The organism is Dictyobacter formicarum, from assembly GCF_016587435.1.
Window position 1 is genome coordinate 1 of the sequence record NZ_BNJJ01000010.1, and the last position, 24,570, is coordinate 24,570.

The 24,570-nt window shown below is 54.3% G+C and carries 20 protein-coding genes; 8 read left to right on the forward strand and 12 right to left on the reverse strand.

The window, feature by feature from the left end; genetic code table 11:
• On the forward strand, positions 1-590 hold a 590-nt coding region (locus JMI88_RS18000; RefSeq protein WP_201363317.1), incomplete at its 5' end, for a transposase.
• A 104-nt stretch (positions 591-694) separates the two neighbouring features.
• Here JMI88_RS18000 and JMI88_RS18005 read toward each other — a convergent pair.
• The 3 genes from JMI88_RS18005 to JMI88_RS18015 all read right to left on the reverse strand — a co-directional run bounded on the left by JMI88_RS18005 (position 695) and on the right by JMI88_RS18015 (position 2,611).
• Positions 695-1,393 (reverse strand): DUF998 domain-containing protein, encoded by a 699-nt coding sequence (locus JMI88_RS18005; protein WP_201363318.1) that lies wholly within the window; start codon positions 1,391-1,393, stop codon positions 695-697.
• A 77-nt stretch (positions 1,394-1,470) separates the two neighbouring features.
• A complete protein-coding gene (locus tag JMI88_RS18010) occupies positions 1,471-2,121 on the reverse strand; it encodes a TetR/AcrR family transcriptional regulator (protein WP_201363319.1) in 651 nt (216 codons plus the stop codon).
• A 124-nt stretch (positions 2,122-2,245) separates the two neighbouring features.
• Complete coding sequence (locus tag JMI88_RS18015) at positions 2,246-2,611, reverse strand: winged helix-turn-helix transcriptional regulator (RefSeq protein ID WP_201363320.1); 366 nt, start codon at positions 2,609-2,611, stop codon at positions 2,246-2,248.
• A gap of 201 nt (positions 2,612-2,812) precedes the next feature.
• Between JMI88_RS18015 and JMI88_RS18020 the strand changes: the two genes are divergently transcribed.
• Together JMI88_RS18020 and JMI88_RS18025 are read left to right on the forward strand one after the other, a co-directional pair.
• On the forward strand, positions 2,813-3,469 hold the full coding sequence (locus tag JMI88_RS18020) for a class I SAM-dependent methyltransferase (RefSeq protein WP_201363321.1): 657 nt from the start codon (positions 2,813-2,815) through the stop codon (positions 3,467-3,469).
• A gap of 447 nt (positions 3,470-3,916) precedes the next feature.
• On the forward strand, positions 3,917-4,363 hold the full coding sequence (locus JMI88_RS18025; RefSeq protein WP_201363322.1) for a hypothetical protein: 447 nt from the start codon (positions 3,917-3,919) through the stop codon (positions 4,361-4,363).
• Positions 4,364-4,470: 107 nt separating this feature from the next.
• Here the strand turns inward: JMI88_RS18025 and JMI88_RS18030 are convergent, their stop codons facing one another.
• Entirely contained in the window at positions 4,471-6,474 is a 2,004-nt protein-coding gene (locus JMI88_RS18030) for a glycoside hydrolase family 13 protein (protein WP_201363323.1), read from the reverse strand.
• A gap of 338 nt (positions 6,475-6,812) precedes the next feature.
• Between JMI88_RS18030 and JMI88_RS18035 the strand changes: the two genes are divergently transcribed.
• Positions 6,813-7,838 (forward strand): phosphotransferase enzyme family protein, encoded by a 1,026-nt coding sequence (locus JMI88_RS18035; RefSeq protein WP_201363324.1) that lies wholly within the window; start codon positions 6,813-6,815, stop codon positions 7,836-7,838.
• Between the two features lie 187 nt (positions 7,839-8,025).
• Here JMI88_RS18035 and JMI88_RS18040 read toward each other — a convergent pair whose 3' ends face one another.
• From JMI88_RS18040 to JMI88_RS18050, 3 genes are all read right to left on the reverse strand, one after another.
• Positions 8,026-10,818, reverse strand: coding sequence for a WD40/YVTN/BNR-like repeat-containing protein (locus JMI88_RS18040; RefSeq protein WP_201363325.1), 2,793 nt, complete (start codon positions 10,816-10,818; stop codon positions 8,026-8,028).
• Between the two features lie 1,361 nt (positions 10,819-12,179).
• The gene (locus tag JMI88_RS18045; RefSeq protein WP_201363326.1) at positions 12,180-12,815 is read right to left on the reverse strand and encodes a hypothetical protein; all 636 of its coding nucleotides are present in this window, start codon (positions 12,813-12,815) and stop codon (positions 12,180-12,182) included.
• 121 nt (positions 12,816-12,936) lie between these two features.
• Positions 12,937-14,199, reverse strand: a complete 1,263-nt coding sequence (locus JMI88_RS18050; protein WP_201363327.1) for an MFS transporter — start codon at positions 14,197-14,199, stop codon at positions 12,937-12,939.
• A 582-nt stretch (positions 14,200-14,781) separates the two neighbouring features.
• On the opposite strand from JMI88_RS18050, the gene JMI88_RS18055 reads away from it, so the two are divergent.
• Positions 14,782-14,982 carry a hypothetical protein gene (locus JMI88_RS18055; protein ID WP_201363328.1) on the forward strand — a complete coding sequence of 67 codons (201 nt, stop codon included), beginning with the start codon at positions 14,782-14,784 and terminating at the stop codon, positions 14,980-14,982.
• 312 nt (positions 14,983-15,294) lie between these two features.
• Here the strand turns inward: JMI88_RS18055 and JMI88_RS18060 are convergent, their stop codons facing one another.
• Positions 15,295-16,491: a HEAT repeat domain-containing protein gene (locus tag JMI88_RS18060; RefSeq protein WP_201363329.1), complete on the reverse strand. Its 1,197-nt coding sequence runs from the start codon at positions 16,489-16,491 to the stop codon at positions 15,295-15,297.
• Between the two features lie 685 nt (positions 16,492-17,176).
• Here JMI88_RS18060 and JMI88_RS18065 point away from each other — a divergent pair.
• Complete coding sequence (locus JMI88_RS18065; protein ID WP_201363330.1) at positions 17,177-18,691, forward strand: HlyD family secretion protein; 1,515 nt, start codon at positions 17,177-17,179, stop codon at positions 18,689-18,691.
• Between the two features lie 104 nt (positions 18,692-18,795).
• Here JMI88_RS18065 and JMI88_RS18070 read toward each other — a convergent pair whose 3' ends face one another.
• Complete coding sequence (locus JMI88_RS18070) at positions 18,796-19,314, reverse strand: GNAT family N-acetyltransferase (RefSeq protein WP_373323896.1); 519 nt, start codon at positions 19,312-19,314, stop codon at positions 18,796-18,798.
• A gap of 304 nt (positions 19,315-19,618) precedes the next feature.
• On the opposite strand from JMI88_RS18070, the gene JMI88_RS18075 reads away from it, so the two are divergent.
• Positions 19,619-20,674, forward strand: coding sequence for an alpha/beta hydrolase (locus tag JMI88_RS18075; protein WP_201363332.1), 1,056 nt, complete (start codon positions 19,619-19,621; stop codon positions 20,672-20,674).
• A gap of 85 nt (positions 20,675-20,759) precedes the next feature.
• On the opposite strand, the gene JMI88_RS18080 is transcribed toward JMI88_RS18075, so the two are convergent.
• From JMI88_RS18080 to JMI88_RS18090, 3 genes are all read right to left on the reverse strand, one after another.
• Positions 20,760-21,125 carry a VOC family protein gene (locus JMI88_RS18080; protein ID WP_201363333.1) on the reverse strand — a complete coding sequence of 122 codons (366 nt, stop codon included), beginning with the start codon at positions 21,123-21,125 and terminating at the stop codon, positions 20,760-20,762.
• A 114-nt stretch (positions 21,126-21,239) separates the two neighbouring features.
• Positions 21,240-22,178: an AraC family transcriptional regulator gene (locus tag JMI88_RS18085; protein ID WP_201363334.1), complete on the reverse strand. Its 939-nt coding sequence runs from the start codon at positions 22,176-22,178 to the stop codon at positions 21,240-21,242.
• A 42-nt stretch (positions 22,179-22,220) separates the two neighbouring features.
• On the reverse strand, positions 22,221-22,931 hold the full coding sequence (locus JMI88_RS18090) for a TetR/AcrR family transcriptional regulator (protein ID WP_201363335.1): 711 nt from the start codon (positions 22,929-22,931) through the stop codon (positions 22,221-22,223).
• A gap of 209 nt (positions 22,932-23,140) precedes the next feature.
• Between JMI88_RS18090 and JMI88_RS18095 the strand changes: the two genes are divergently transcribed.
• Positions 23,141-24,487 carry a cytochrome P450 gene (locus JMI88_RS18095; RefSeq protein WP_201363336.1) on the forward strand — a complete coding sequence of 449 codons (1,347 nt, stop codon included), beginning with the start codon at positions 23,141-23,143 and terminating at the stop codon, positions 24,485-24,487.
• Positions 24,488-24,570 lie beyond the last annotated feature (83 nt).

Sequence of the window (24,570 nt, forward strand, 5' to 3'; positions counted from 1 at the left end):
ACCGACTGGTCACCACCTTGCTCGACGAAAAGCGCTATCCCGCCAGCGAGCTCATCGAGCTCTATCAGCAACGCTGGGAGGTGGAACTGATGATCCGGGAGCTCAAATGTGTGCTGCATGAGCAGATCAAAGTCTTGCGATCGCAGACCCCGGAAGGAGTCAAACAAGAGATGTATGGGTTGATGCTGGCGCATTACGCGCTACGTTTTTGGATGGTACAAGCCGGGGAGCGGACAGGCCACGATCCTCGGGCCTTGAGTTGTGTGAACGCCTTTGAGCACCTGCGCCGCCGCATCGAGCGGGTCGCGACCCGGAGTCTGGAAGACCGAGAGCTCATTCTCACACGGATGGTGCAAGCGATTGGCGACCATGTCTTGCCTCCCCCGCGTTTGCGCAGCAATCGGCGGGAAATCAAGCAAGTTTACCACAAACACAAACCCAAAAAGCGAGGGACGCCAGCGCCCCGGCCATTTGAGAAGACGGACACCTATCTCACGTTTGTGGTTCCTGTTGTTCGAGACTTGGCTGAACAACAGGAATCCGCACAACGATCCAAGGTGCCATCCAAACCACATCCCAAAAGTGCTTAAGTTGAAAGTATTGGGCCTTGCGCCCGATTTCTCCTCCACGCACGAACACCTTCCCTCGTAGGTTCGGGCCTTGCGCCCGATTTTTTGCTCAAGCATGAAAAGGTTCAAGAGACGATGTCATGTTTCCGCTCATCAGTAGTGGCCGGGGTGTATAAAATCTTAATGGCGATCATGGATGCGGCCATCCAGCCGATGAACGTTGCAAGCCGTAAGGTTCGCGCCATAAATGCTGCATTAGTAAAACCCGTAAAAAAAATGAATAGAATAAGCACGGCGCTCGCCAGGCAATAGAAAGCCCACCAACGCTGTTTCCATGCCAGGAATAGCCGAACGAATACTGCTAGCGCTGCCGCAAGCATAACGAAGACAAAGAGGCCGCCAAGGGCATGGATTGCACCGTGCCAGGAAGGGTGTGTTGCTGCCGTAACTCCAGGCGGAAACCCATTGGAGGGGTCGGTTCTAAAGACACTGACCAAAATAAGGCCGAGTCCATATGCACCGATCAAGATTGGCCCCCATGTTCCGGCCCTTCCGGGGTGTAATCGCCTCCAGAGGCCAACGGCATAGAGCAGATTCAGCACGCCAGCCAGTGCAAAGTTCACAATCTGAACCCATCCCCAGTCACCAAGCGAGAGGAGGCTAAGCGGTTCGAGTCGCGGGTCGAAACCAGGACGGGTGTAGTCTTGAATGAGCACGATAAAGAGAAACAATGGACCGGCGATGGCTCCGCAGAGCAGCAATATCCTCGTTAGCGACGCTGCCCCTGGTTGCGTACTTTCTCTTTCTGTAGCCATTGTAGTCATAGGTGTTCCTCCTGAACTATGAACATAGAACACAGAGTTTGTGCGGCCCCATGCCGTCTCAGCGTTGGCTGACTGTGTCATCCATTGATAGGTTGTAGCAGTTGGTCGATCAAAAGAGTACTCAACCAGGTTTCGTAGCGTGCTGTGGACCAGCGTTGTTCTACTACCAGCAGGCGGTACATGTCGTAGCTGGTCAGCGACCACAGAACATCCAGGGCCTCTTCTGATGTCAGACCTGTGCGTAGTGCGTTACGCTTGTGCAGATCTGTAATCAAATAGGATTGGCGTCCTCGACGTCGCGTCTCGATGTGGCGTGCCAGTTCTGCCAGTTCGGCGGCTACAACACCTGCCGTGCGCAGCAATTCAAATTCCTGCATCAGGGATTCATAGACGCTCCTGGAAATCGTAACCACCAGCTCGACGCGCTGTCTCGGATCTTCGATAGTGCGCAACCGGGTGAGTAGTTGCTGTATCGGCTCATCAAACGCTTCTGGCCGCACAAGTTCAGCGAGCAGTTCCCGCTTAGAGCCGATGACCGCCGTCACCGTTTTTGGCGAGACTTCAGCTGCCTCCGCGATAGCCTCAATGGTCATCCCCGCATAGCCCTGACGGGCCAGTAAACTGCGGGCTGTCCCCAGGATGCGCTGCCGCGTCTCCTCAGCCTGGCGTTGACGCATCGGCGAACGATATGAGCGCTTTTCTTCCTTTGATCTCGTTGATTGTTTCATAAACGGAGTATAATCTATTAAATAGGTGCTTGTCAATTGAATAGCAGTATACCTATTGAAATTGTGAAAAATCTCACCTCGAGATCTCGATAAATACAGCGCTTTAGCGCGGTAAAATACGTGTTTAAGAAACGTGTGCCGGGTCGGTATCGGGGTGATGACATTTTTTGTCTTGTTGGGCGCAGTACCATCCGCCCCAGGTAGCTAGCTGGAGTATGACGGGCTCCAGGCTGCGTCCGAGCTCGGTGAGGGAATATTCGACTTTGGGAGGTACCTGCGCATAGACTTCTCGGTGGAGTATTCCTGCCTGCTCTAGTTCGCGCAACTGCATGGTGAGCATTTGCTGGGTGACATCGGGCATGAGCCGCCGTAATTCGCCGAAGCGCCTGGTTGCACTGAGCAAATACCAGACAATGAGAGGTTTCCATTTTCCTCCCACGATCGAGAGAGTTACTTCGACCGGGCAGACGATGCTCTGTAATTGCTTCATGTGGCCTTTTCCTCAATAGTATGATTTTTATGACTATGTCAGTAAAATTTGCGTACTTGTTTTCTTCACATATACTATGTTAAATTCATTGTAACAAGTTATATGCGCTCCTGCAAGACACTATCAATCTGTTTGATCATTAGCAGGCTCTTCACGCTTCTGGTTGGAGAGCCATAGTGAAGGAAATGAAAATTTAATAGTATGGATACTAATACGAAGCCAACCGACCGCCGGTCGGTCAATCCCGCCGTACGTCGTCCTTTCGATTCGCCTGCGACCTGGTTCGAGGCTGTCTATACACATGCTGGAGACGATATCAACAATGTGCCCTGGGCCAGGCAGACCAACAATCCGCTGTTGATGCCCTGGTTAGAGCAGCAGTTGCGCGTCCACCAGCGTACGCTGGTCGTTGGGTGTGGTCTGGGTGATGATGCGGAGATGCTGGCCCGGCGGGATCTCCAGGTGACGGCCTTCGACATTTCGCCGCGCGCCATTGCCTGGTGTCGCCAGCGTTTCCCCTCATCCGCCGTTGATTACCAGGTGGCCGATCTCTTTCAACTGCCCGCCACTTTTCGGCAGGCTTTTGACCTCGTCTTTGATGCCCTCACGATTCAATCGATTCCGCCACACATGCACGCGGATGCCATCGCGGCCATCGCTGAGTGCGTCGCGCCCGGTGGCACACTGCTGATCATCTGCTATGGTCGTCAGCCGGACGAGCCGACTGATGGCCCTCCCTGGTACCTGGCGCGCACTGAGCTTGACCAGTTCCTCCAGCATGGCCTCCAGGAGGTCCATTTCGAGGAACACATGATGTCAGGCGTACGGCGTTTCCTTGTAGAGTACAGCAGGCTATAGGTGCGTCCCTTGCGGAAAATGTATTTCATTTATAAATGCAATATATAGGCAAAAGCACCAAAAAAGAAACACGATGCATAGGTTCGGAGCTTGCCTCCGATTAGCCCCACCGTTTGTGGGCCCTGTATCACAGAGTTGAGGTCCCTTTTTGCCCATCACCTTGGCCCACGTGGTGCCCAAAAGAAACCTTCGCTTTTGGGCACCGTGTCACGCCACGAGCGGCCGAACGACGAACGAGCATGCCGGGGGCATGACGAGCATGCCGGGGGCATGATCATAACACAGGGTCGCCACGCTGCGGCGGGCGGCAAGCTGGGGCAAGGAGATGATGTTCCCAACATCCTCGCCAGCACCTATGGGTTTCGTGTTTCTTTTTGCATAAATGAAATGTATTGGGGCTTGTTGTCGATTAAAATGCATATCGCGCTTAAAAGGGGATAAATCATTATGAAGGTAGTTCACATCATCTCGTTGATTGGGCGGCTGGCCCTGATGGCCGCTATGGTGCTTGGTCTGATGATATGGATAATGCAGATCAGCGTGATCAGTGTACATGTGAATAGCATGGTTGAGATAATCTTTCGCGATGTTCACCAGTTGCTTGGTGCCATAGGCGCCATCTTATTGCTCGCGCTGGGGGCGGTAGTAATTTTCAGTCCCGGGACCCGGTGGCTGGCCGCTGCTGGCATACTCTATGCGTTCATTTTTCCAGCGTTTGGGTTGGTGCAAGCGTCAATCTTTGTGGGCAATCTGCACTGGCTGGTTCAGATAGTGCACCTGCTGCTGGGAATCGGAGCGATGTACCTGGCAAGAGAGATTGAGAGGCGCCACATACGTCGCGGACGAGAAGTGGCAAGCGGCGCTGCGCCCGCCAGAGAAGCCGCATCCTTTTGACAAAAACGTAGGGCGGACGCGCTAGCGCTGTGGTTGTGAAAATTGGGATGTTAGGGAAGCTTCCCGCGCGGAAACGCACGGGAAGCTTTGTTAGATGAGGAGAACGTCTATTGCACCAGGATGGCGCCATAGTGTCCCTGGACGGATACGGTGACCTGGCCGTTCTGGACGGTGTAGACCTGGCCACTGACTTTGTCGGTGAGCTGGCTGCCGTCCGTGACGCTTAACTGATAGACGGGGATGGTTTCGGTATGCGTGGTTGTGTCGTTGTTGAGTACGACGGCGATGCGGTTGGTCTGGTCCATACGTCCAAATGAATAGATCTTGTTCGCATCATCGGTCGCCAGGGTAATGAATGATCCTGTGCGCAACGCCGGGTAGCTGTTGCGGATCGAGATCAGTTTTTGGAAGAGGGCGACGGCCGAGTTGCTTGTGCTGCCCTGGCTCCAATCAAATGTACGGCGATCATCGGGGTCGGCACCACCCTGCATGCCATATTCATCGCCGTAGTAGACGGTCGGGAGGCCAACATAGGTCATCTGGATGAAGGCGGCCAGGTAGGTCTTCCAGATGTCGCCGCCGGCGCGCTGCCCGAAGCGCGTAATATCATGGCTCGACAGGAAGTTCGGCATTACTTCCTGCACCGGCGTCGGATAGTTGGCGCGGGTGCCATGGAGCCAGCTATCGAGCTGCGATACGCCGATCGAGGCGGCATTGCCATTGTAATCCTGTCCTGTAATCCATTCAGAGACAGGCTGGGTAAAGCCATCGTAATTGGTGGCGCTATCCCACTGCGAGGGACTACCATTGGTCCATGCATTGGCGTTGCCCCAGTACTCGCCGAAGATCAGAGCATTCGAGTTCGCGCTTTTGACGCCATTGCGGAACTCCTGCCAGATCTGGTGATCAGTGGAGTCGCTACCATTGTTGCCACCAGCATCGGCATACTGTGCCGCATCCAGGCGCCAGCCATCCACTCCATACTGGCGAATCCAGTTCTGCGCGATCGAGCTGGTCGTGCCATAGATCGCATTGCGCACTGCTGAACCACTTGAGCCATAATCCAGTTTGGGCAGGCTACTATAGCCAAGGAAAGTGGAGTACTGGTTGGGCCATTGCTGGAACGTATAGTAATGGTAGTAGGGGCTGCTCTGGCTCTGGTAGGCGCCGGTGACGCCAGGATAGGTATTGTACTCATTGAACCACTGGTCCCAGGTCCCGGTATGGTTGAATACGCCATCCAGCACTACATGACCGGCCGGACCATTGGAGCTGCTATGAATATCACTGACCAGCTGGCTGAAGGCCGCATTGCCGCCCAGCGAGGGATCGACATTGTTGTAGTCCTGAGTATCGTACTTGTGGTTGGAAGGCGAGGTGAAGATTGGATTGAGATAAATGGTATTGGCGCCCAGCGTATTTTTGATGTAGCTAAGCTTTTGATCCACACCCTGTAGATCGCCGCCGAAGAAGACCGTACTATTTGAATAACCACTATCGGCGACCGGACTCGATCCCCACGCTTTGTGCTCGGTTGGGTATCCCAGATAGCTATACTGGTTGGTCTGGACATCGTTGCTGGTATTGCCATTGTAGAAGCGATCAGGGAAGATCTGATACATCACGGCATTCTTGGCCCACTGTGGCGTCGAGAAGTTTGGTAAGATATAGAAATCGCTGCTGGACGGCTCGCTCGAAGAAGGGCCGGCAGCGTTATACCAGGCCGTGGCCGTACCATCATTGATCTGAAAACGATAATACTTGATCGAGCAACTGGCCGGGATCGTTCCCTTCCAGATGTCAAAACGCATCGTCGCATCATTATTGGACCAGCTCATCGGAACCCAGTGGAAGCTACTATCAGCGGTATCATAATACTTGATATTCGCGCTCGTAATGTCCTGGTGAAAGGTTCTCATTGAGAGCGTAATTGCGGTTGAGCATGTAGGTTCAAGCGCACTATCGTACAACGGACCCTGGTCGCTAAATAGGCCATTCCATTCGACGTTATTGTCGTTGGAACTGGCATGGACAACGTTAGGCTGTACTGACTGGAGCAAAAAATAGAGGAGACAACAGGCGAGGAGAGAGTAGATGACTTTCTTAGCCATATTCAGGTTCCTCCTAATATAATCACGTGCCATTCCATTGAACGTGATTTTCGTACATATATTAATAATAATATGAGCATGGTGGACAACGCAATAGTTTACAATTGAACGATTATATAAAGTAATATCATGGAGGGAGTTACGTGACGTGTTGCGGGCAATCTCAATACCTCATTTTGTGGACATAGCTAATTCATCCCCTTTGTACGAAAAACTTTGCGTGGCTCACTAAGACTCATGTATTGTAATATAGAAATAGATCTCCGTTCCCCTAAAGAGGGAACATCTATTGCTTTGAGCAGTACTGAAAGAAAAGATAGAATAGGACGAGCCGAACTATGCGTAAATCTCCGAGGATTCTAGAGGAACAGCTTCGAGCCTGTTTGCACGACCAGTATAATCTGAACCCCGTCACACTTGAATTTCTTCCTCTGGGACATGATTATGACGCCGGGGTGTATCGTGCAGTGAGCGAGCAGGGAACGGGCTATTTGCTCAAAGCCACGTCGAGACCGCACTACGAACCACGGTATCTGGTTCCTCGCTATCTCTACGATCAAGAGATCACATCCGTCGTGGCTCCCATTCCTACCAGAAGCGCTGCTTTGTGGACCGTGCTCTCGGATTGGACCGTGATCCTGTACCCCTTTCACGAGGGAGATAGCAGCTTGACGGGGATGACGGACGAGCAGTGGAGGGAGGTGGGAACCATCTTCCAACGGATCCACCAGGTCATGCTGCCACCTGTCGGCTTTGAGTCACTGCGCAAGGAGAGCTTTGATCCCAGCGGGTATACCCGATGGGTACGGACCTTTGAGGCACAACACGTCCAGGAGTCGAGCCGTGGAAGTGCCTCTCAGCGGGCTCTTCGCTCTTCTTGGATAGCGCATCAATCCATGATCCACACGGTGCTGACCTCGCTGGAAAAGCTGGCAGAGGTGCTGCGGTCGCGAACCTTGCCCTTCGTCATCTGTCACGGCGACCTGCACGCAAGAAATATGATCCGTGATCGAGCGGGCCGGGTGTTTGTGATCGATTGGGATGAGGTGATGCTGGTACCCAAAGAGCGCGATTTCATTTTTGTCAGGAACCCACACGCCGCTGCGTTTTTTCAGGGGTACGGACAGGTGGAGATCGATTGGATGGCGCTCACCTACTTCCTCTGGGAGCGGGTCGTGCAAGATCTGATTGAGTGTGCCCACAACGTGTGTTTCAGGGACGATTGGGGAGAAGAAAGTCGGATGGAGGCCCTCCAGTTGCTTGATGTGATCCTGGCGAAGGACAACGTCCACATCGAGGCTGCTTATCGAGCTTCGGCTCATCTTCCAACAGACCTCACCGTTCACGCCAGCAAGAGCTCTTAAAGAGGAATCAACAGAGAATTGGCTGAACGAAGGCTACCTGATGCGCAAGGGATGCTAACAACATGTGTCAAGCATCCTTCTGGTCGATTTCATTGCGTGTTTTGTGGGAAGGGTTATAGAGAAGAAAGAGGGCCCCGGCTCAACGTTGAGTCGGGGCCCGATGAGTATTGTGGTGCCAGGTGCCGGGTTAGAGGTCGAGGCGCCAGGCGCCGCGACCATGGGTGGCGGCGTAGAGGACTCGGCCGGAATCGGAAATGGTCAGGCTGTAGACAGCGACGATCGGCAGACCGTTAGCCGCCGGGCGCCAGTGGTTGTGACCGGATTTCAGGCGGCCAACACCAAAGTCGGTGGCGACATACAGGTCACCGGTGACGCTGTCGTACGCTACACCTGTGATGGGCTGATCGCCCAGGTCATAGCTGATATCCTTCCACGTCGCGGTTTTGGTGGTTGGATTGTAGTGTACGTCGAAGACGTGACCGGTCGTCGTGGGCGTATAGGCATTGTAACCGGAATAGGTTACATAGGCATGATATTTATCCTTGGGATCAACGGCGATGCCACTGATAAAGCGAGTGGGCTGTGCTGACGTATCCAGACGGGTAAAGGCCACCGCACTGGCAGCGTCATTCGCATTCAAGGAAATGAACAGACGTCCACGGCGGGTCGCGGTCCACATGGTCTGGTTATCGCTGGGCGCGCGCGTAATGGCAACCACATAGCTACCGGACTTATCGGTCCCATAGGTGGAGTTCACCAGGTTGTTGCCTATCGGCACCCAGTCGCCACAGGTGACTGTAAAGTCGCCGGTATACTCGTTACAGTGCTTATCCAGGTAAGCCTGCGGACCACCACTGTCCTGAGTGCGCCAGACATGTTCCATGCCAACAAACATGGTCTGACTGATCTTGGGATCGCCAATCAGCGGCACATAGAAGGAGGCAGCCTCGTTACTGGTGATCAGCGGATCACCCCACCAATCCCAGCCTGAGGGATCGTTCTTCTTAAAGTTGACATCACCCTGTGGGCCATAGTAGGTATGCATACGAATATTGGGATTGCCTGCATCGATCACGGACTGACCCCCATCGCCGCCGACGTTCTGCGTCCAGGTCATAGGATCGGAGGTGGTGTTGAAGGTACCGTTATCCTGAGTGCCACCAATCACATCGTGTTTGGGATCCTGTGGATTGATTGTCAGGCTCTGGAACTGGATTGTTCCCAGGCCATTGTTCAGGCTGAAGATGCGAGTTGGGATGGCCTTGAGCCACATCTGACAATCTATCAGGTTGGCGCCGGTCAGGCCACGGCTGGCACATTCGCTGCTGGCGTCGGCAAACTGGCCGCTGGTGCGGACCAGGCCGCCATCAGAGCCCAGGAAGGCGATGTCGGGATTGTTAGGATCAAAGGCGATCGCATGCTGATCCGGGTGCATGCCCAGTGGTGGTGACTGGGTGTTGTCGTTGGTCATATCGGTGAAGCTCGCGCCGGCGTTGGTTGAACGCTGGACCGCGCGACCATTGGAAGGCGCGCCAGTCGGAGTGATTTCACCATACTGGAACTGACCACCGATCCAGACATCATCGGGACGTCCTGGAGGTGAGGCGACCGGCATATCATAGGAACACTGGCCGCTACAATAATCGTAGGAAGCGAAGCCAGGTGTGCCAGGTACCGGATTGGACAGCTTGATCCAGCCAGGATTGCTCGTGCCATTGGTCAGGGTCGCGGCCGGGACATTGGCGTTATCGACACGGTAGAAATCCGCTGGAGAAGCGCCAGTATCGCCGACATAGATGCGCAGTTTCTGGCCCATCGGAGCCAGAGAGAACTCAGTGCGTGCGCTTAAGCTATTCGCTACGGTGCCGCCGCCCGCTGAAGCAAAAATCTGCTCAAACGAACCATTGGCCGAGCGATAGACGCCATAATCAAACACCGAGAAGTAGACCTGTGGGGCAACGCCAGCCGGCAGGCCGGTGCTGCTGAATTGGATCTTGCTCACGCCGCCACGGAAGAAGTCGCTGCCATTCGGGCTATTTGGATTGACTACATCTGATTCTTTGCTGAAGACCAGCGAGAAGGTGAGACCACCATCCTTAGATTCGTACAGACCAATCACAGGAGCGCCGGGAGGAGAGTAGCGACCACCATTCGAAGCTGATGATCCGTGACGGGCAACATCGGTTCCGATATAGATATGGTTCGCGTTGGTAGGATCGATCGCCACCGAGCCGATCGAACGATCCTTGGCGGCCGGGAAGCTACCAGGCACCAGCTGCCAGTGCTCACCAAAGTCAGTGGATTTGTACAGACCGACACCGGCCTCGGAGTCGCTGGAACCATTTTCCTCGCCCGTACCAGCGTAGATCGTCCGACCACTTTGATCATTGGGATCCAGGGCCAGCGAGCCGATAGCATTGGAGCGAATGCCATTGTTGACCGACTTCCAGGTCGGTTTGGCGGCCAGAGCGTTGTCTGTACGCCAGATGCCGCCGCCCGCAGCGCCCAGCCAGATGCGGCAGACCGTGGCATTACAATCGTTGGCGACCACAATCGCCGTCACACGACCAGAAACCGTCGTTGGGTGACCTGTATAGGTCGCCTGGCTTACCGCCTCGGGATCCGAAGGACCGGCAAACTGCCAGGAACGGCCGCGGCGATCGGGCGAATCAACCGGGACCGGATGGGTTGCGAGCGCCTGGTTAGCGTTGTAGGCATTGTTAACCTGCGTTGCATCAATAAACTTGTGTGGATAGGCACGATCATCGTACGCCTGCTGTGCCAGCGCAGCCCCTTCGGTCCCCGGCTGCGCATTATCGTCATACAGAAAATCGTCATGATTGGTATACAGAAAGTGATTAAAGTTCGGCTGAATGGGGTAGGCAGCCGCCGATGGAATCAGAAAGGCCGAGATCCCCAGCATTGCCACAGCACAAATGCCAAAGATACTATACCGGCGTAATAGAGAGGAACGAGCCATGCGAGTCATAACCTCCGTGTTTTCGTTTCCGAACCTGCGGTTTGAAAATGGAGGGGATAGATATTGCTGTGCGCCGGCATATTTCTAAATAACCGCTATTACCTGATGTCTCTGCCATGCTTGGCGAACACAGGCAGACAGGTCAAGTATATATTGATTATTATCTATTGATCTGACACAGAAACTAACATGATTACAAGGAGATGTACGCATGTCAGCTTATAATTTGAAAAACGCGCGTCACAAAAACTAATCATAGAGTGACTGATGCTATCCCCCGACGCATCAATCGGTAAGGGAAGCGCGACAGCAACAATGGTAAGGGTGCCCCTGGCACAAAGCACCGTAAATACTCACGCGTCTCTAAGCATACATTGTTAATTCATAAAAGTCAATATAATCACGAATTGTCAATAGAATTTCCCTACTCCAAAGGATATACGATTATGTAACTTTTGCTAATTTGCTACCTTTTTTGGTCGTCAACGAAGATCATTTATGTTCTGTATGGGTAAACCAAAGCACAAATATGGACATAAATCATTGTCAATATGGTGAAGTGGAAAAAATGCACATCATATGAAGGCTCCTGCAACACGAAAATGTGTCCCCGGACGTGATACAATATGCCCCAAACACGACAAGGTATCACCGCATGATGTAATATGCATGAAAAACGAAAAATATCGCTACATTATGTAATGTTCACATCACACGAAAATAATATCAATATGATGAAATGTACCAATAGCATGAAATGTATCCCGGCATGATGGGACGTGCCCGAAACATGAAACGTATCCCGTAGGCGGCACAGGATTGCGGTCTTTTCGTCAACCAAACGGGATAAACTCAGCAGCAATCCGGCCTTGCGCGTGCCGCCCTGTTCACGTAAGAAACGTTGCAGCATGGAGCAAGAGTTTTTGGAAATCCTGGCGTTTGACGTGTTTTAGGAACCAGGCGTACGCCAACAGGGCGGCATGCGCAAGGCCGGATTGCTGCGTTTCATGAGATAAAGGTGTTTAGAAAGGCCGCAATCCTATGCCGCCTACGGGGATACGTTTCGTGTTTGGGGAAGGTGTATCATGCGGAACATATCGAGGCAAGGGAGCACTTTCGCTCGCCAAGGATATATAAATCGGGCGCAAGGCCCGAACCTATTGTTATCATATATATTGTACGTTTTATATCATAAATTTTTAAAAAATAATCCATCATTGGCACGTGTATGCATATTTCTCGAAAATGAATCAAAAAACATGATATCAATAGGTTCGGGCCTTGCGCCCGATTTTTTATTTCACGAGCGATAACGTTGGCTATCATATGGAGTTTTTGATATTTTTATCAATTATGGTTGGTTATGTGATGGTGAAGATGGTTGATGTTGCGTTTTGGGTTCCGCCAACGGTGTCGGGATCATAGGTCGGGTTGTAGCTGATACTGAGGCGGTAGGTGCCTGGTTGCCAGCTGGTGACGCTGTGACGCAGGCCATAGGAGTTTTGGGGCTGGATGATCTGGCGAGTCGTGCCGCCGGCTGGTAGTTGTAGGGTGGGCGTGGCCGCGACATCGACGCAGCGTCCGACCGGGTTCCAGATTCCATTGGCCAGCATCTCTAGCTGGACAAGGGTACAGCTTGTTCTGGGGGTGGTGAGGTAGATGTTGTGCCCCAGGCCATTGGTGATGGTTACAGTAATCGCATCTGATCGTGTATAGCTGGTTTTGTCGATAGCGAGCTGAAGTGTGTTCGGGTTGGGATTGCCGGGCGTCGGCGTCTGCCCCGGCTGTGGATTGGGTTGCGGCGTCGGTGTCGGGTCAACCAGAATCTTGCGATGCGGCGGTCGTTTACGAGGGACCGGCGTCGGCTTTGTCGGACCCTGAGGAGGCTGCTGCGAAGCCTTCTGGCTGTTCTGGTTCGCGTTGCCGCAGGCGGCCAGCATGCTTAGACACAGCAAGATCATGATAGAAATTATTACAGAACGGTTGTTTGACATCATCGCATTCTCCTTACATAGAGAAGACGAATGAACATAGAAAAAAGTTCCCCTATCGACCATAAACTTTTGAGGGAGGCGCCCATCGGATCAATGGTGGGCATCTCCCTTAAAGCCCTGGCGCTTAGATCTTGCGCAGTCGGGTGCAGCATGCGAGCAGCAGACCACCAGCCAGGCCAGCAACCATCAAGCCAAATATGGCCTGGGCGCTGAGCGCGACCAGCAGGAGTCCGCCTACCGCTGAGCCGAACGGTTCGCTGCCATACGTAATGTTGCGGAACGCGCTATTGACGCGTCCCTGTAGTTCGTCGGGCGTCTGGCGGAGACGATAAGCGACGACCGCCACTGCATAGGTTGGCCAGCTAACGCTGAACAGAAACTTGCCGATCAGAAGCGCGGCGGACCAGGGTGCGAGCGCCAGCAACAGCGCCGCGCAGATCCAGACCACCAGAGAGGCAGAGAGGATCTGCCCGTTGCGCAGGCGCTCATGCAGCCAGGGAGCGAGCAGGCCGCCCAGAATGCCACCAACGCCTCCGGCGCTGAAAATCAGGCCGATGAACTGTACGCTGAGATGCAGCCGGTTCTGCGCCAGGATGATCAGCGCGAGATCCAGTGGGCTCTGCAAGAAATTGACCAGCGCCGTAAGCAAGGCCATCAGACGCAGCGCGCGCTGCTGCCAGAGGAAGCGCAGCCCCTCGGCAATCTCGTGATAGAGCCGGCGCGGCGCCCTGTTCCTGGCGCGTTCGACCTGGAATGAGGCGCGCACACGCAGCAGCGAGAGTCCTGAGAGCAGGTAAGAGAAGCTATCAACCAGGTAGCCGATGATGGCTCCGACCTGCACGACCGGTGCCAGGCCGATGATGAAGGCGCCCAGGCTGGGACCGAGCAGCGTGCCTGTGTACTCGGTTGTGGTATCCAGCGCGTATGCGCGCGGCAGTTGCTCCGGCGTCACCACGTGGGGCAGCGCAGAGATCTGCGCCAGGCTAAAGAGCACATAGGCGGTTCCTTCGATCAAGGTCACCAGGTAGAGTTGAAGCAGCGTCAGATGGCCCAGAGCAAAGGCCAGCGGCACCGAACCCATCACGAGCCAGCGCAGCAGGTCGCAGCAAATCATCGTTCGCTTGCGATCCCAACGATCAACCAGCGCCCCTGCGGGCAGGCTGATCAGCAAATAGGGCAACTGGCGCACGGCCGCGAACAGTCCAGCCTGCACCGGCGAATGCGTAAGTGCCAGTATCAGCAGAGGGAGCGCCAGATGCGAGATATTGGTGCCCAGCGTCGATATGAGCTGCCCGCTCCAGAGCAGCAAGAAATCGAAGTTGCGCCATAGCGGCCGGGCAGCTTGAGTCGCCGAACCCTTTTCTGGCGTGATACGGATTTGACCCATGAGAGAATGCCCCTTCCAAACAAAGCTTTTCGTGCAACAGAGAAGTTTCGCCGGACGGAGTCGAGGGGGGGCACGGGCACGAGAAAGAACGCCAGCCGAACGTGGCGCATGTAGAAGCGTATGCCGGCGTGCAGTATTGCTGACCGGCCAGAACCAGAAGATGCTACCTTATAAAGGAATTGCCCAATGTTTGCTCCTGTGATGAGTTCAGTATTGATATGCTTTTCTGTCTACAAGAATGTCATAAAATCGCAGAGATGTCAAAACGCATATGCTCTCCTGGCCTGATCGCGTCCGGATCTGGGGGCGATCGCCTGTACCAATCGAGTGACTGTAATTGTCACCATTGTGGAGATCTCAACGTGAATAAGTTAGAGCAATAGGTGCTGCGAGAAATCAGCTGCCGGTGTGCACTATCTTTTCCTGCGTGGAGGTGCATAGACATACGCCGGTTGATAGGTGGGAAAAGTGATACGATGAAGAAGTGCTCGCAGTGAAGCGAAAATATGGTTGTTCGCGTATTAACAGAAGAATAGATAGAGCAAGCATATTGGCGTGGATAACAGTAGAAGGATAGAGACCATGTTCCAACGTTGGCCGAACGAGAATATCTTGATTGTTTTTGTGCTAGTTGTTCTGGCAATATACATTATCGGCTATACGCTCCCGAGGGTCGCGGTATTGTATACTTTCACCAATGAATGCCTGTTTAGCCTTGTTGGTATCTGCGCCATCATCCTGGGCTGCGCCGGCCTCTATAGCACCTGGCGGCGCGGCTATTAAATATTCCCTAGCAAGCCGTCTTTGTGGGTGAGCTTTATGCATCATGGCCTGGTTGGCATCGAGAGTGAACCCAAACAAGGATCAACCTTCTGGTTTACTCTATCCCTGCTTAATGCCTGATGCCACGCCGTGTTCTTTTCGGGTGAAAGGTAGATGCGCCCCTTGCGAGCGCATCTACGGACGGACCGCGACATCGTGTCAAATGCGAGCGCGCAGGTGAGCCCGCGCGCTCGCATGGCATACCCCAGAAGGACCATGGGGTGGGAGGAATGCCGCCAGTCAGCCTCTTCTGATTCTTTCTTGCTTCGCTCCTCAAATATGGAAATTTGAAGGGTGCTGATCAGTTTGCTCAAGGTCTTTTTCGTTGGAGGAGATGGACTTACCTTTGAGGAAGCGCGCGATATCTTCGCGTTTCCACATCGAGAATTCCAGGCCGTTCTGTGGCGGGAAGTAATGACCAACTGTAAGGCACATGTTGCCGCTTTCCCAGATATGTTTGTTTTTGACGAGCGCGATCAACACCTCTTTCTGCATATCAGAGAGGTTATCGATAGTAGTCTCTTTTCTGAGGGTGCGTCCCTCCAGGGCCAGGTAGAGCAGGTTATCGACCAGGACCACGCTACTCAGGGCATCGCAGTGGGGTAGCGCTTTGATCAGCGTTGGAATGACCAGAGGGGCAATAGAGAAGCCGATGGCGCAAAAGGCCCGGCTGATCGTGGCATCTATGTTGACATCAGTGAAAGGGAGGGCCGCGAATTTCGCTTTGGCCTCGAGCGGTTGCTCATAGCTTTCAAGCAAGGTATGCACCACCTGGCGTGGCGTATCTTCTTCCGCCAGCAAAGCGTAGGCCAGGGCCGCCGTGATCACCAGCATCGGTTTCTTCTGCTTTTTGAGCAGATGCATAAAGTAATCGTGCGTCTCCTTAATGGCCGGCATCAACCGGCCCAGCGTCATCATAATGGAGGCGCGCACCGACTGTTTATCCTCATGCTTCAAGCGATCCTTGAGGGTTGGAATCACCTCATCCGCATGAGAGCGGCAGCATGACAGGGTCCAGGCCGCCATAGCGCGCAGTTTAGGTTGATCGGTGTGCAACAGGTTCAGATAGGTCGGATAGCCCGCGCTCACCGCCTCCTTAGCCGCCCTGACCCACTTGATCTCCTCAGCCAGCCGGGCCCGGAACTCTGGCGTATTGCGCTCCTCCGGGCGGCGATAATGGACATCCAGATAAGACGAGCCATGGGCGATCGAGACCAACAACTGTAAGAGCCAGATCTTCTGCACCACCTGCTCATCATCCAATAACTCGCAAAAGAACGGAACGATCGAGGCCGTTGAGCTATACACCGTGCCCTGGTGATAGACGCTGCTCCCCAGATGGTTGTATGCCTGCTGGCGAATCTCTTTATTGGGAGAGGAAAGATCCTTAATCCAACCAGGCACCTCGCTGGCGTCTCCATAGGCGTGCTGGAGCTGTTGCCAGGGAATAGAATCCAGTGTTTCTAACATTGCTACCTGCTCTTCTCTCATAATGGTCTAGAACCATTGCATGTGCCTACATTTGGAACATAATCAATACACGTACAAGAGCGCAAATATATTATCAGCGCATGTATGCCGCAGAGATAGACTTAACTAGTAGAATGTGAGATATGTTCTTTATTTTATCTCATCGATGCAATCCCCCTATCCCATGGGAAAGGCGTAAATAAAACACGTAGATGCGCCCGTAAGAAGCAATACATTTCTTTTATGCAAGAAGAAACACGAAACCCATAGGTTCGGAGCTTGCCTCCGATTTGCCCCACCGTTTGTGGGGCCCCGTATCCCAGCGTTGAGGTCCCTTCTTGCCCATCACCTCGGCCCACGCGGTGCCCAAAAGCGAAGATTCCTTTTTGGGCACCATGTCACGCCACGAGCGGCCGAACGACGATGGCACAGGGCCGCCACGCTGCGGCGGGCGGCAATCGGGGGCAAGCCCCGAACCTATGGGTTTCGTGTTTCTTTTTACATAAATGAAATGTATTGCCAGAGCGTGCATCCAGGGGGGTCAATTCAGGGCCTCTATATACTAAAGCTGAAATGCCGCACTGTACGCCATTTATATAGTTTTCTGTTTATGCGTTTGTCTGTCGTACAAGAGGTCATTTTCTTGCCAGGGTGACAACTTTTTCAATAAGGAGATGATCGGTGCATGATACAAACACCTACTAAACCAACAAGTTCAGCACCAGATGTGGCAACTGAACAGATAGTACCCACGAACGAAGTACCCGTGCGACGACACAGATGGAGAGATCCTAAAAAGGTCATCGGGATCTCCGTGATCCTTTTTGGCGTTCTTCTGATCGGCATCCTATTGGGGCCATTGCATTGGGCTTCAGGGTTTCAAGGAAGGGAGGGATCGAGAGGTATATTAGCTGCACCGGTCAGTGCACCAGGATTTCTGCAGGCGCCGGTGTATAACCTGGTTTTCAGCTCAACTGTCAGTGGCTTGATCAGTGACATCTATGTCAATCTAGGTCAGCATGTAGTGGCAAATCAGGTGCTGTCCCACCTGGGCTACAATAACATTCCCGAGCAGGTCCGTGAGGCTCAGGTCGCCGTCGATGCCGCTCGCGTTGAGGTGAATGCTGGCCAGGCGCGTTTAGCGACTGCGATTACGAACACCCATTTCAGGGTACTTTTGGCTCAGGACACGCTGAGGGCAGAACAAAACAATCGCCGGGCCTTAAGAGAACAGGCGGCGGCGAATATCCATTTTGCCGAGGTTACACTGCAGGAGGATGAGGAGACGCTAGATGCCGTGATGAAAGCTTCCGAAGCCGCGATAAGATCGGCCAGACAAACGGAAAGCAATGCGATCGCCGCTTGCCAGGCAGCTGCATCAAGCTCGACCTCGTCGCCTTCAGCTAGCGATACGTCGTCTAGTAGTGATGACAACGCGTCATCTAGTAATAATGACAACGGGGACTCGGTGAGTAGTACGGAAGCTTCGTGTATCAAAGCTGCTCAGGATGCATTTCGGGCGGCGGAGACAGCTGCCAACCAGGCAGTGATAACAGCACAAGGTACGGTTGAAAAAGATCGAGCGGCGCTACGGCAGGCAAAAGCCAACGCCGACGTAGCCCTGACTGCCAACAACGGATTGATCGTTGAGGCTGCTGATAACATTGACGTAGCCAGGACTGATCCCGAAATAGCACGTGCCGTTCGTGACCTGACGATTGACGAGTTCGTGTATCGTACCGCGCTGGCAACGTTGCTCGTTCATGAAAAGGAGCTATATCTGCTAGACTTGAGGGCACCCCACCCTGGAGTCGTGACTGCGGTTATCGGAAGCGTTGGTGGTCAGCCTGGCGCGCTAACCAACTTTGTTCCCGCCGGTGGCATCGAACTTCAAAGTGAGCATGGTGGTCTCACCTTTATTCAGCTCACGGATGCAAGCAACGTAAGCCGGGTTCTAACCTATGTAGACGAAGCTGATATTAGCAAAGTGCGCGTCGGGCAGAAAGTCAGTTTTACCCTTAAAGCCTATGGCAATCACCAATTCTCGGGCAGCGTTATCCTGATTGCTCCCAATGGCGTCGGTTATCCTGGTATGCAGACGAGCATCAGATATCCTGTCGTCATAGCCATTGATGGTAGTAGTGTTGGTTCCAACGCCCTCTTTCAAGGTATGACTGCAACCGTCTCTATCAACACCTGATCAGTCCAGGTAGGACTTAGTTAGAAGGAGGCTCAGCCGAATGGCCGGGCCTCCTTCTTTTTGCCGCGTTTTTACTCACAGCTTGCTTTTTTTGCATGATGGCTCTACAAGCTGGGTAGGACTTTGTAGAAGTAGATGGTGCCATCCAGGGTGCCAGCGGCGCTGATGGCATAGGCAGGAATGCGGCCGGCCTCGATATAGCCTGCCCGACGATAGAGCTGTTCTGCCGCATCGCCTTCGCGCGTATCGAGCACGAGCAGGGTACGACCCTGGGCGCGGGCCGCCTCTTCAATCGCCTGCATCAAGGCCCGCCCGATGCCGCGACGACGTTGAGACGGATCGACAAAGAGCTTTTGTACCTCCGCTCGATGCCGTCCATTGGGCTTCATGGCCAGCGCCAGCTGAACTGAGCCCAGCAACTGACCATGATCATTCTTCGCCACCAGCAGCACCTGCGAGTTGTCGGCGACATCGCGCAACGTTGCCAGCCAGTATTGGCGGGCCTCTTCCACCTCCAATGGCGGCAAGAAACCGACCGAAGCGCCGCTAGCCACGGTCTCCTGCAACAACCTGATCAATTCCGGCAGCAGCTGCGGCCCATCCTCTGGCCGCACAAGCTCAATCGATAGTGTTTCCATATGTATACATTTCCTCTTCAAAGGCTATATTTGTGTGTATCGTAGCAAAAGCCAGTTCAGCTGACAATGGACAAATCTGTTATATTAGCTCTTCTTAACCTCGATAGGAAAACGGGGGTGGTAAAAAATGGTTGAAGCCGAACTATTTGTGGGTGGCAAGGTATACTAAGAATGGATCATAGTTGTTTTAGAGTTGAAAACGCATTGTAGATAGATGTGTATCATTATACAGATCCGCTGTTTGTAGATTATTGTCATGCTGGTGCGCTGGATGAAGGAGCCGCTCTTTATGCTATTGAAAGAAGTTGAAGTCAGGCGTGGGGTTGCGTCATGGATTGGGCCGTTAATGGGATCGGCGATCGGACTGGGCTTGATGGCGGTGGGCGCAGGTACACTATATCAGGCGCTATCGGAGGCGCAGGAGCAGCGGCGCTATCCACCTCCCGGTACGTTGGCTGATGTCGGCGGCCATCGTCTGCACTATCTCGATATGGGCAAGGGCGGCCCAACGGTGATCCTGGACTCGGGTCTGGGCTGTTCGATGCTGGACTGGTGCTATATCCAGCCAGAGGTGGCGCGCTTCACGCGCGTTTGCGCTTATGATCGCGCCGGCTACGGTTGGAGTGAGCCTGGTCCAAAGCCACGCAGTGCTCAGCGCATCGTCGATGAACTGCTGACCCTGCTGACGCGCGCCAACATCCCCGGACCCTACATACTGGTGGGGCATTCTCTGGGCGGCCTGCACATGCAACTCTTTGCGCGCCAGCATCCAGAGCTAGTCGCTGGCGTGGTCCTGGTGGACGCCTCCCCGTTTGACCAGCGCCAGCGCGTGCCCGGGCCAGCCCGCAAAAAATGGCTACTGCAACAGCTGCGCTGGCAGCTCTTCTGCTGGAGCAGTCCGCTGCTTGCCAGACTTGGTATTGTGCGTATCCAGAAGCGCCTGCAGCGTCCCAAAACGGGACCCTCACGTTATCCCTCTACCGTACAGCCGATCGCTGAAGCGCTGCGTCTGCGCTCCAGCGCCTTTGACTGGACGTTAGGAGAAGCCAGAGCAATTGAGCGGAGCGAGGCCGAATTACGGGCCGCTCCCGCCTTCCCTCTGGTCCCCCTGATAGTTTTGGCCGCCGGCAACAGCTCTAGCGGCACCCTGCAGCAACTCTGGCTCCAACTCCAGACCGAACAGGCGCAGCTCTCCCCTGAAAGCAGCCTGCGCATCATCAACCAGAGCGGCCACTTTATCCAGATCAACCAGCCCACCAGCGTTATCCAGGCCATTCGTGACATCGTCGTCATGTACGAGCACAGGCACAGCGACAAATGCACGACCCGCCGGTACGGCCCGTAGATTCGACCCTTGCGGTCGAACCTACGTCTTGGTGCGTTTGGTTCTTCGATGTTCTCATAAATGAAATTATTGACCTTGCGGTTGTTTAATCGGCGGTGAGCATGACGATGTTGCCATCGGGATCATTGATCATGGCAAAGTAGGCGTTGATGGCTGGGACGAAATTGGGTGGCAGGTAGCTCCGGTGACCCAGGTCGGTGAGCTCGGCATATTTAGCATCCACTATAGCACGATCCTTGACATAGAATTCGAGGATCACGCCCGATTTGCCATTGAGGTTTAATGGTTTGCCGTTGTTGAGGAAGAAGGTCAGGTCGCCCTTCATTTTCACCCGGACGTGTGGCTGCCCCTCGCTCCCTTCGGGAATCGCCAGGCCGAGCAGACGATAGAAGGCCAGCGATTTTTCCATATTCTGGGGGACCAGGCCAAGCATGTAGAGGTTGAGTGCCATGATGCAGTTCCTTTCCTTTTTGACGATACATGCCTATGCATCGTTGTTAGCAATATCATATTGGTATGATAGCGGGAAGGAACGGGAACAATCTTGTATATTTGTGCTATTTTGTCATAAATCTGCGCGAAGTGTGTGCTCCTGCCGAAAAGCGCGCGGCGTCAGACCAAGATAGCGCTTGAAGGCCCGGGTCAGGTGGCTCTGATTGGCAAAGCCACACGCCAGCGCAACCTGGGCCAGGGGCATAGTGGTCTCCTTGAACAGGCGCTGCGCCTGCTCGATCTGCTGGCGCACAACGAATTGATGCGGACTCTCGCCGGTAGTCCGGCGGAACAGGCGCGCAAAGTGATAAGGGCTGAAGCCCACCTGTTGAGCCAGCGCCTCAAGCGAAAGATCCTGGTCGAGGTGAGCCTGAATGTAATCGCGCACGCGCCCGATTTGCCGATCCGTCAGCCCATATTTCGGTTCCTTGATTGTTTTCTGCGCCGCCGTATAGTGACGCAAAAGGTGAACAGCAAGCAGCTGAGCAGCGGTTTGGGCATAGACGGTCCCGGCAGGAGAGCATTGCTCCAACTCTTGCCAGAGAGTCAAACCGATCTGCGTCAGCAGCGGATCCTTAAAGCCCGAGCGCGCCACCAGCGACAGATGAGCAGGATCACCGTCCGCTACCTCTGCGGCAGTGCGAGCCAGCAGCTGCGCGCTTAACTGCAGATGAAGGGTCCGCGTGGGCGTCGCAGAAAGCCCCTGCCAGCGCACCTCATAGGGTATATCCGCGTCTGGACGCAGGATCAGCTCCTCCTGGTGAATGTACTGTGTTCTCCAGGCGCCATTGATGGGACGCTGCTCCATGCGCATAGCCCCACCGGCAAACAGGATCAGAGAAATATCGGGTATTGCCGGTGCCATCCAACCCTCTAGCTGCACTGGCTCATGGAAGGCCTGCGCCACCAGGCCTTCCCAACCCACCTCCTCGCTAGAAAGATAGAGCAGTGGAGCCGTAAGCCGGTCATGCTCTACAGCTTGTGGCGGAACCTGTGGAGATTGCATGCTCATTCTCGCTCCTAAAAGGCATTCTTCTGACGAATATACATATCATTAAAAGTATCTGGGCATACTGTTCCCCGTAGGGGTGTCATTCGGAGTTGGTGGCGGGTCCGCGAGGAGATGGTAGGCGGCGGGTGTAAAGTAGGGTAGGATGAGTGCGCGCACCTGTTCGATTCCGGCCTGGATCTCCTGTTCGGTGATCTGGTGGTGGATGTTGCGGCTCTGGCAATAGTCGATCCAGTAGCGATTGATAATCCAGATGTTGGTGGCCAGGATAGGGATTTGCTGCGGCTGAATCTGGAGCAGTTCGAGCTGGCGCATTCTTTCAAGCACGCGCTCAATGAAGTCGTGTCCCTGGGTGGTCAGGGTAACCAGCTGCTCATAGACCTCGTGCTGAGCCGTGGCCCAGTTAATGTGATCGCGGAAGAGGAAGCGGTATTCCCACATCAGTTGAAAGCCGCGCACCAGCAGCCCGCGTAGATTGCTGGCCGCACCCAGCTCGTCGAGGTCCATTTGCTGGTTGGCCTGGACGCTGGCCTGCAACTCAGCAAAGAGGGCCACGATCAAATCATGCTTGGTGTGGAAATGATACCAGACATTGCCTTCGCTGATGCCCAGGTGTTCTCCAATATGGGCCAGCGTCACATTGGCTGTTCCCTGCTCATTGAATAGCGTGCGCGCAGCCTCAAGGATCAAATCGCGTGTCTTCTTGCGCCTCTCTCCGCCCTGGCGCCGGGCACGAGAACCTGCTGATGCCTGCATATCTCCATCTACCTTCTTGCTTAGCTTGACAAATTAGGGGAAAGAACCTATACTTTCATCGTGTTTAGGGGAAAGAACCTAAAAATATTCTATTCATGGGTAGTATAGCATATGCGATCCATTGACGCTGCCTGGGAGTAGTATTCACGAACGTACACATGTCTGCGGTAGTTCAAGGGAGCATTTGAGGCGATAGAGGAGATTTGTTTATGGTACAGCAGAGCACTCAAGAGAAGATACCAGGACTACAATTTCCCGAGAATGGACGCTTTTTGGTGCGTATGAGGCTTGATCCGCTCAGCGCGTTCCAGGACCTGGCCCGGACCTATGGGGATGTGGCCCATATGAAGTTTGGCAAGCAGGATGCCTATCTATTAAGTCATCCAGACAATATTCGGGATGTACTGGTGGTGCACCAACAGCAGATGCGTAAGCCAGGGGCTCTGCGCCAGCCGCTGGGAGGCAATGGTTTGCTGCGCAGCGAGGGGGAGTTCCACAAACAGCAGCGGCGCCTGATCCAGCCAGCTTTCCATCGTCAGCGCATCGCGAGCTATGCCCAGACCATGGTTGAGTATACGCAGCGCCTTAGTGGTCGCTGGCAGGACGGCATGCAGGTGGATATGGCGCAGGAGATGATGGGTCTGACGCTGGCTATTATTGCTCAGACCATGTTTGGCGCCCGGGTCGAGGACGACACCGCAGCTGTACGCGAGGCGCTGACGCCGTTGCTACAAATGGGCGGGGCCAGTCGGCTTGATCCGTTGAACGCGCTGCTTGAATACCTGCCCCTGCCGAGCAAGAAGAGGCGCATTGAAGCACGGGTCCGGCTAGACGCCATCGTCTATCGCATTATCAGCGAGCGGCGCGCCTCCGGCGAGGATCAAGGTGACCTGCTCTCGATGCTCCTGCTGGCACGCGACGAGGAAGGTAACGGCAGCGGCATGGACGACGCCCAGTTGCACGACGAGGTGATGACTCTGTTCGTTGCCGGGCACGAGACAACGGCCAACGCCCTATCCTGGACGTGGTACCTGCTCTCGCAGCATCCCGAGGTCGAAGAAAAGCTGCAGCGCGAGCTCGACACCGTTCTGGCCGGTCGCCTGCCGGGTGTGGAAGACGTGCCACGGCTGACCTACACCGAGATGGTCCTGACCGAGGCCATGCGCCTCTATCCACCGGCCTGGATCATTGGTCGCCGCACAGTGGACGAGTATCGCGTGCGCCAGTACACCATTCCCGCCAACTCGCTGCTGATCATGAGCCAGTACGTCGTGCATCACGACCCACACTGGTATCCCGACCCGTTCCGCTTTGATCCCGAGCGCTGGACACCCGAGGCGCGGGTCAACCGACCAAAGTATGCCTACTTCCCCTTTGGGGGTGGACCACGCCTCTGCATCGGCGAAGCCTTCGCCTGGATGGAAGGAGAGTTAGCCCTGGCCACCCTGGCCCAACGCTGGCGCGCTCGCCTGCTGCCTGGACACCACGTCCAGACCGAGCCCCTGATCACACTGCGCCCCAAAGGCGGCCTGCCCATGGTGCTCCACCGGAGATAAACAAGGAAACAAGCGCCCGCAAGGGGCAATACATTTCATTTAGGTGAGAAGAAACATGATACGTAGGTTCGAGGCTTGCCCTC

Coding starts and splice junctions, on each gene's coding strand:
- JMI88_RS18005 (WP_201363318.1), bottom strand. CDS start 1,393: ATGACTACAATGGCTACAGAAAGAGAAAGTACGCAACCAGGGGCAGCG.
- JMI88_RS18010 (WP_201363319.1), bottom strand. CDS start 2,121: ATGAAACAATCAACGAGATCAAAGGAAGAAAAGCGCTCATATCGTTCG.
- JMI88_RS18015 (WP_201363320.1), bottom strand. CDS start 2,611: ATGAAGCAATTACAGAGCATCGTCTGCCCGGTCGAAGTAACTCTCTCG.
- JMI88_RS18020 (WP_201363321.1), top strand. CDS start 2,813: ATGGATACTAATACGAAGCCAACCGACCGCCGGTCGGTCAATCCCGCC.
- JMI88_RS18025 (WP_201363322.1), top strand. CDS start 3,917: ATGAAGGTAGTTCACATCATCTCGTTGATTGGGCGGCTGGCCCTGATG.
- JMI88_RS18030 (WP_201363323.1), bottom strand. CDS start 6,474: ATGGCTAAGAAAGTCATCTACTCTCTCCTCGCCTGTTGTCTCCTCTAT.
- JMI88_RS18035 (WP_201363324.1), top strand. CDS start 6,813: ATGCGTAAATCTCCGAGGATTCTAGAGGAACAGCTTCGAGCCTGTTTG.
- JMI88_RS18040 (WP_201363325.1), bottom strand. CDS start 10,818: ATGGCTCGTTCCTCTCTATTACGCCGGTATAGTATCTTTGGCATTTGT.
- JMI88_RS18045 (WP_201363326.1), bottom strand. CDS start 12,815: ATGATGTCAAACAACCGTTCTGTAATAATTTCTATCATGATCTTGCTG.
- JMI88_RS18050 (WP_201363327.1), bottom strand. CDS start 14,199: ATGGGTCAAATCCGTATCACGCCAGAAAAGGGTTCGGCGACTCAAGCT.
- JMI88_RS18055 (WP_201363328.1), top strand. CDS start 14,782: ATGTTCCAACGTTGGCCGAACGAGAATATCTTGATTGTTTTTGTGCTA.
- JMI88_RS18060 (WP_201363329.1), bottom strand. CDS start 16,491: ATGTTAGAAACACTGGATTCTATTCCCTGGCAACAGCTCCAGCACGCC.
- JMI88_RS18065 (WP_201363330.1), top strand. CDS start 17,177: ATGATACAAACACCTACTAAACCAACAAGTTCAGCACCAGATGTGGCA.
- JMI88_RS18075 (WP_201363332.1), top strand. CDS start 19,619: ATGCTATTGAAAGAAGTTGAAGTCAGGCGTGGGGTTGCGTCATGGATT.
- JMI88_RS18080 (WP_201363333.1), bottom strand. CDS start 21,125: ATGGCACTCAACCTCTACATGCTTGGCCTGGTCCCCCAGAATATGGAA.
- JMI88_RS18085 (WP_201363334.1), bottom strand. CDS start 22,178: ATGAGCATGCAATCTCCACAGGTTCCGCCACAAGCTGTAGAGCATGAC.
- JMI88_RS18090 (WP_201363335.1), bottom strand. CDS start 22,931: ATGCAGGCATCAGCAGGTTCTCGTGCCCGGCGCCAGGGCGGAGAGAGG.
- JMI88_RS18095 (WP_201363336.1), top strand. CDS start 23,141: ATGGTACAGCAGAGCACTCAAGAGAAGATACCAGGACTACAATTTCCC.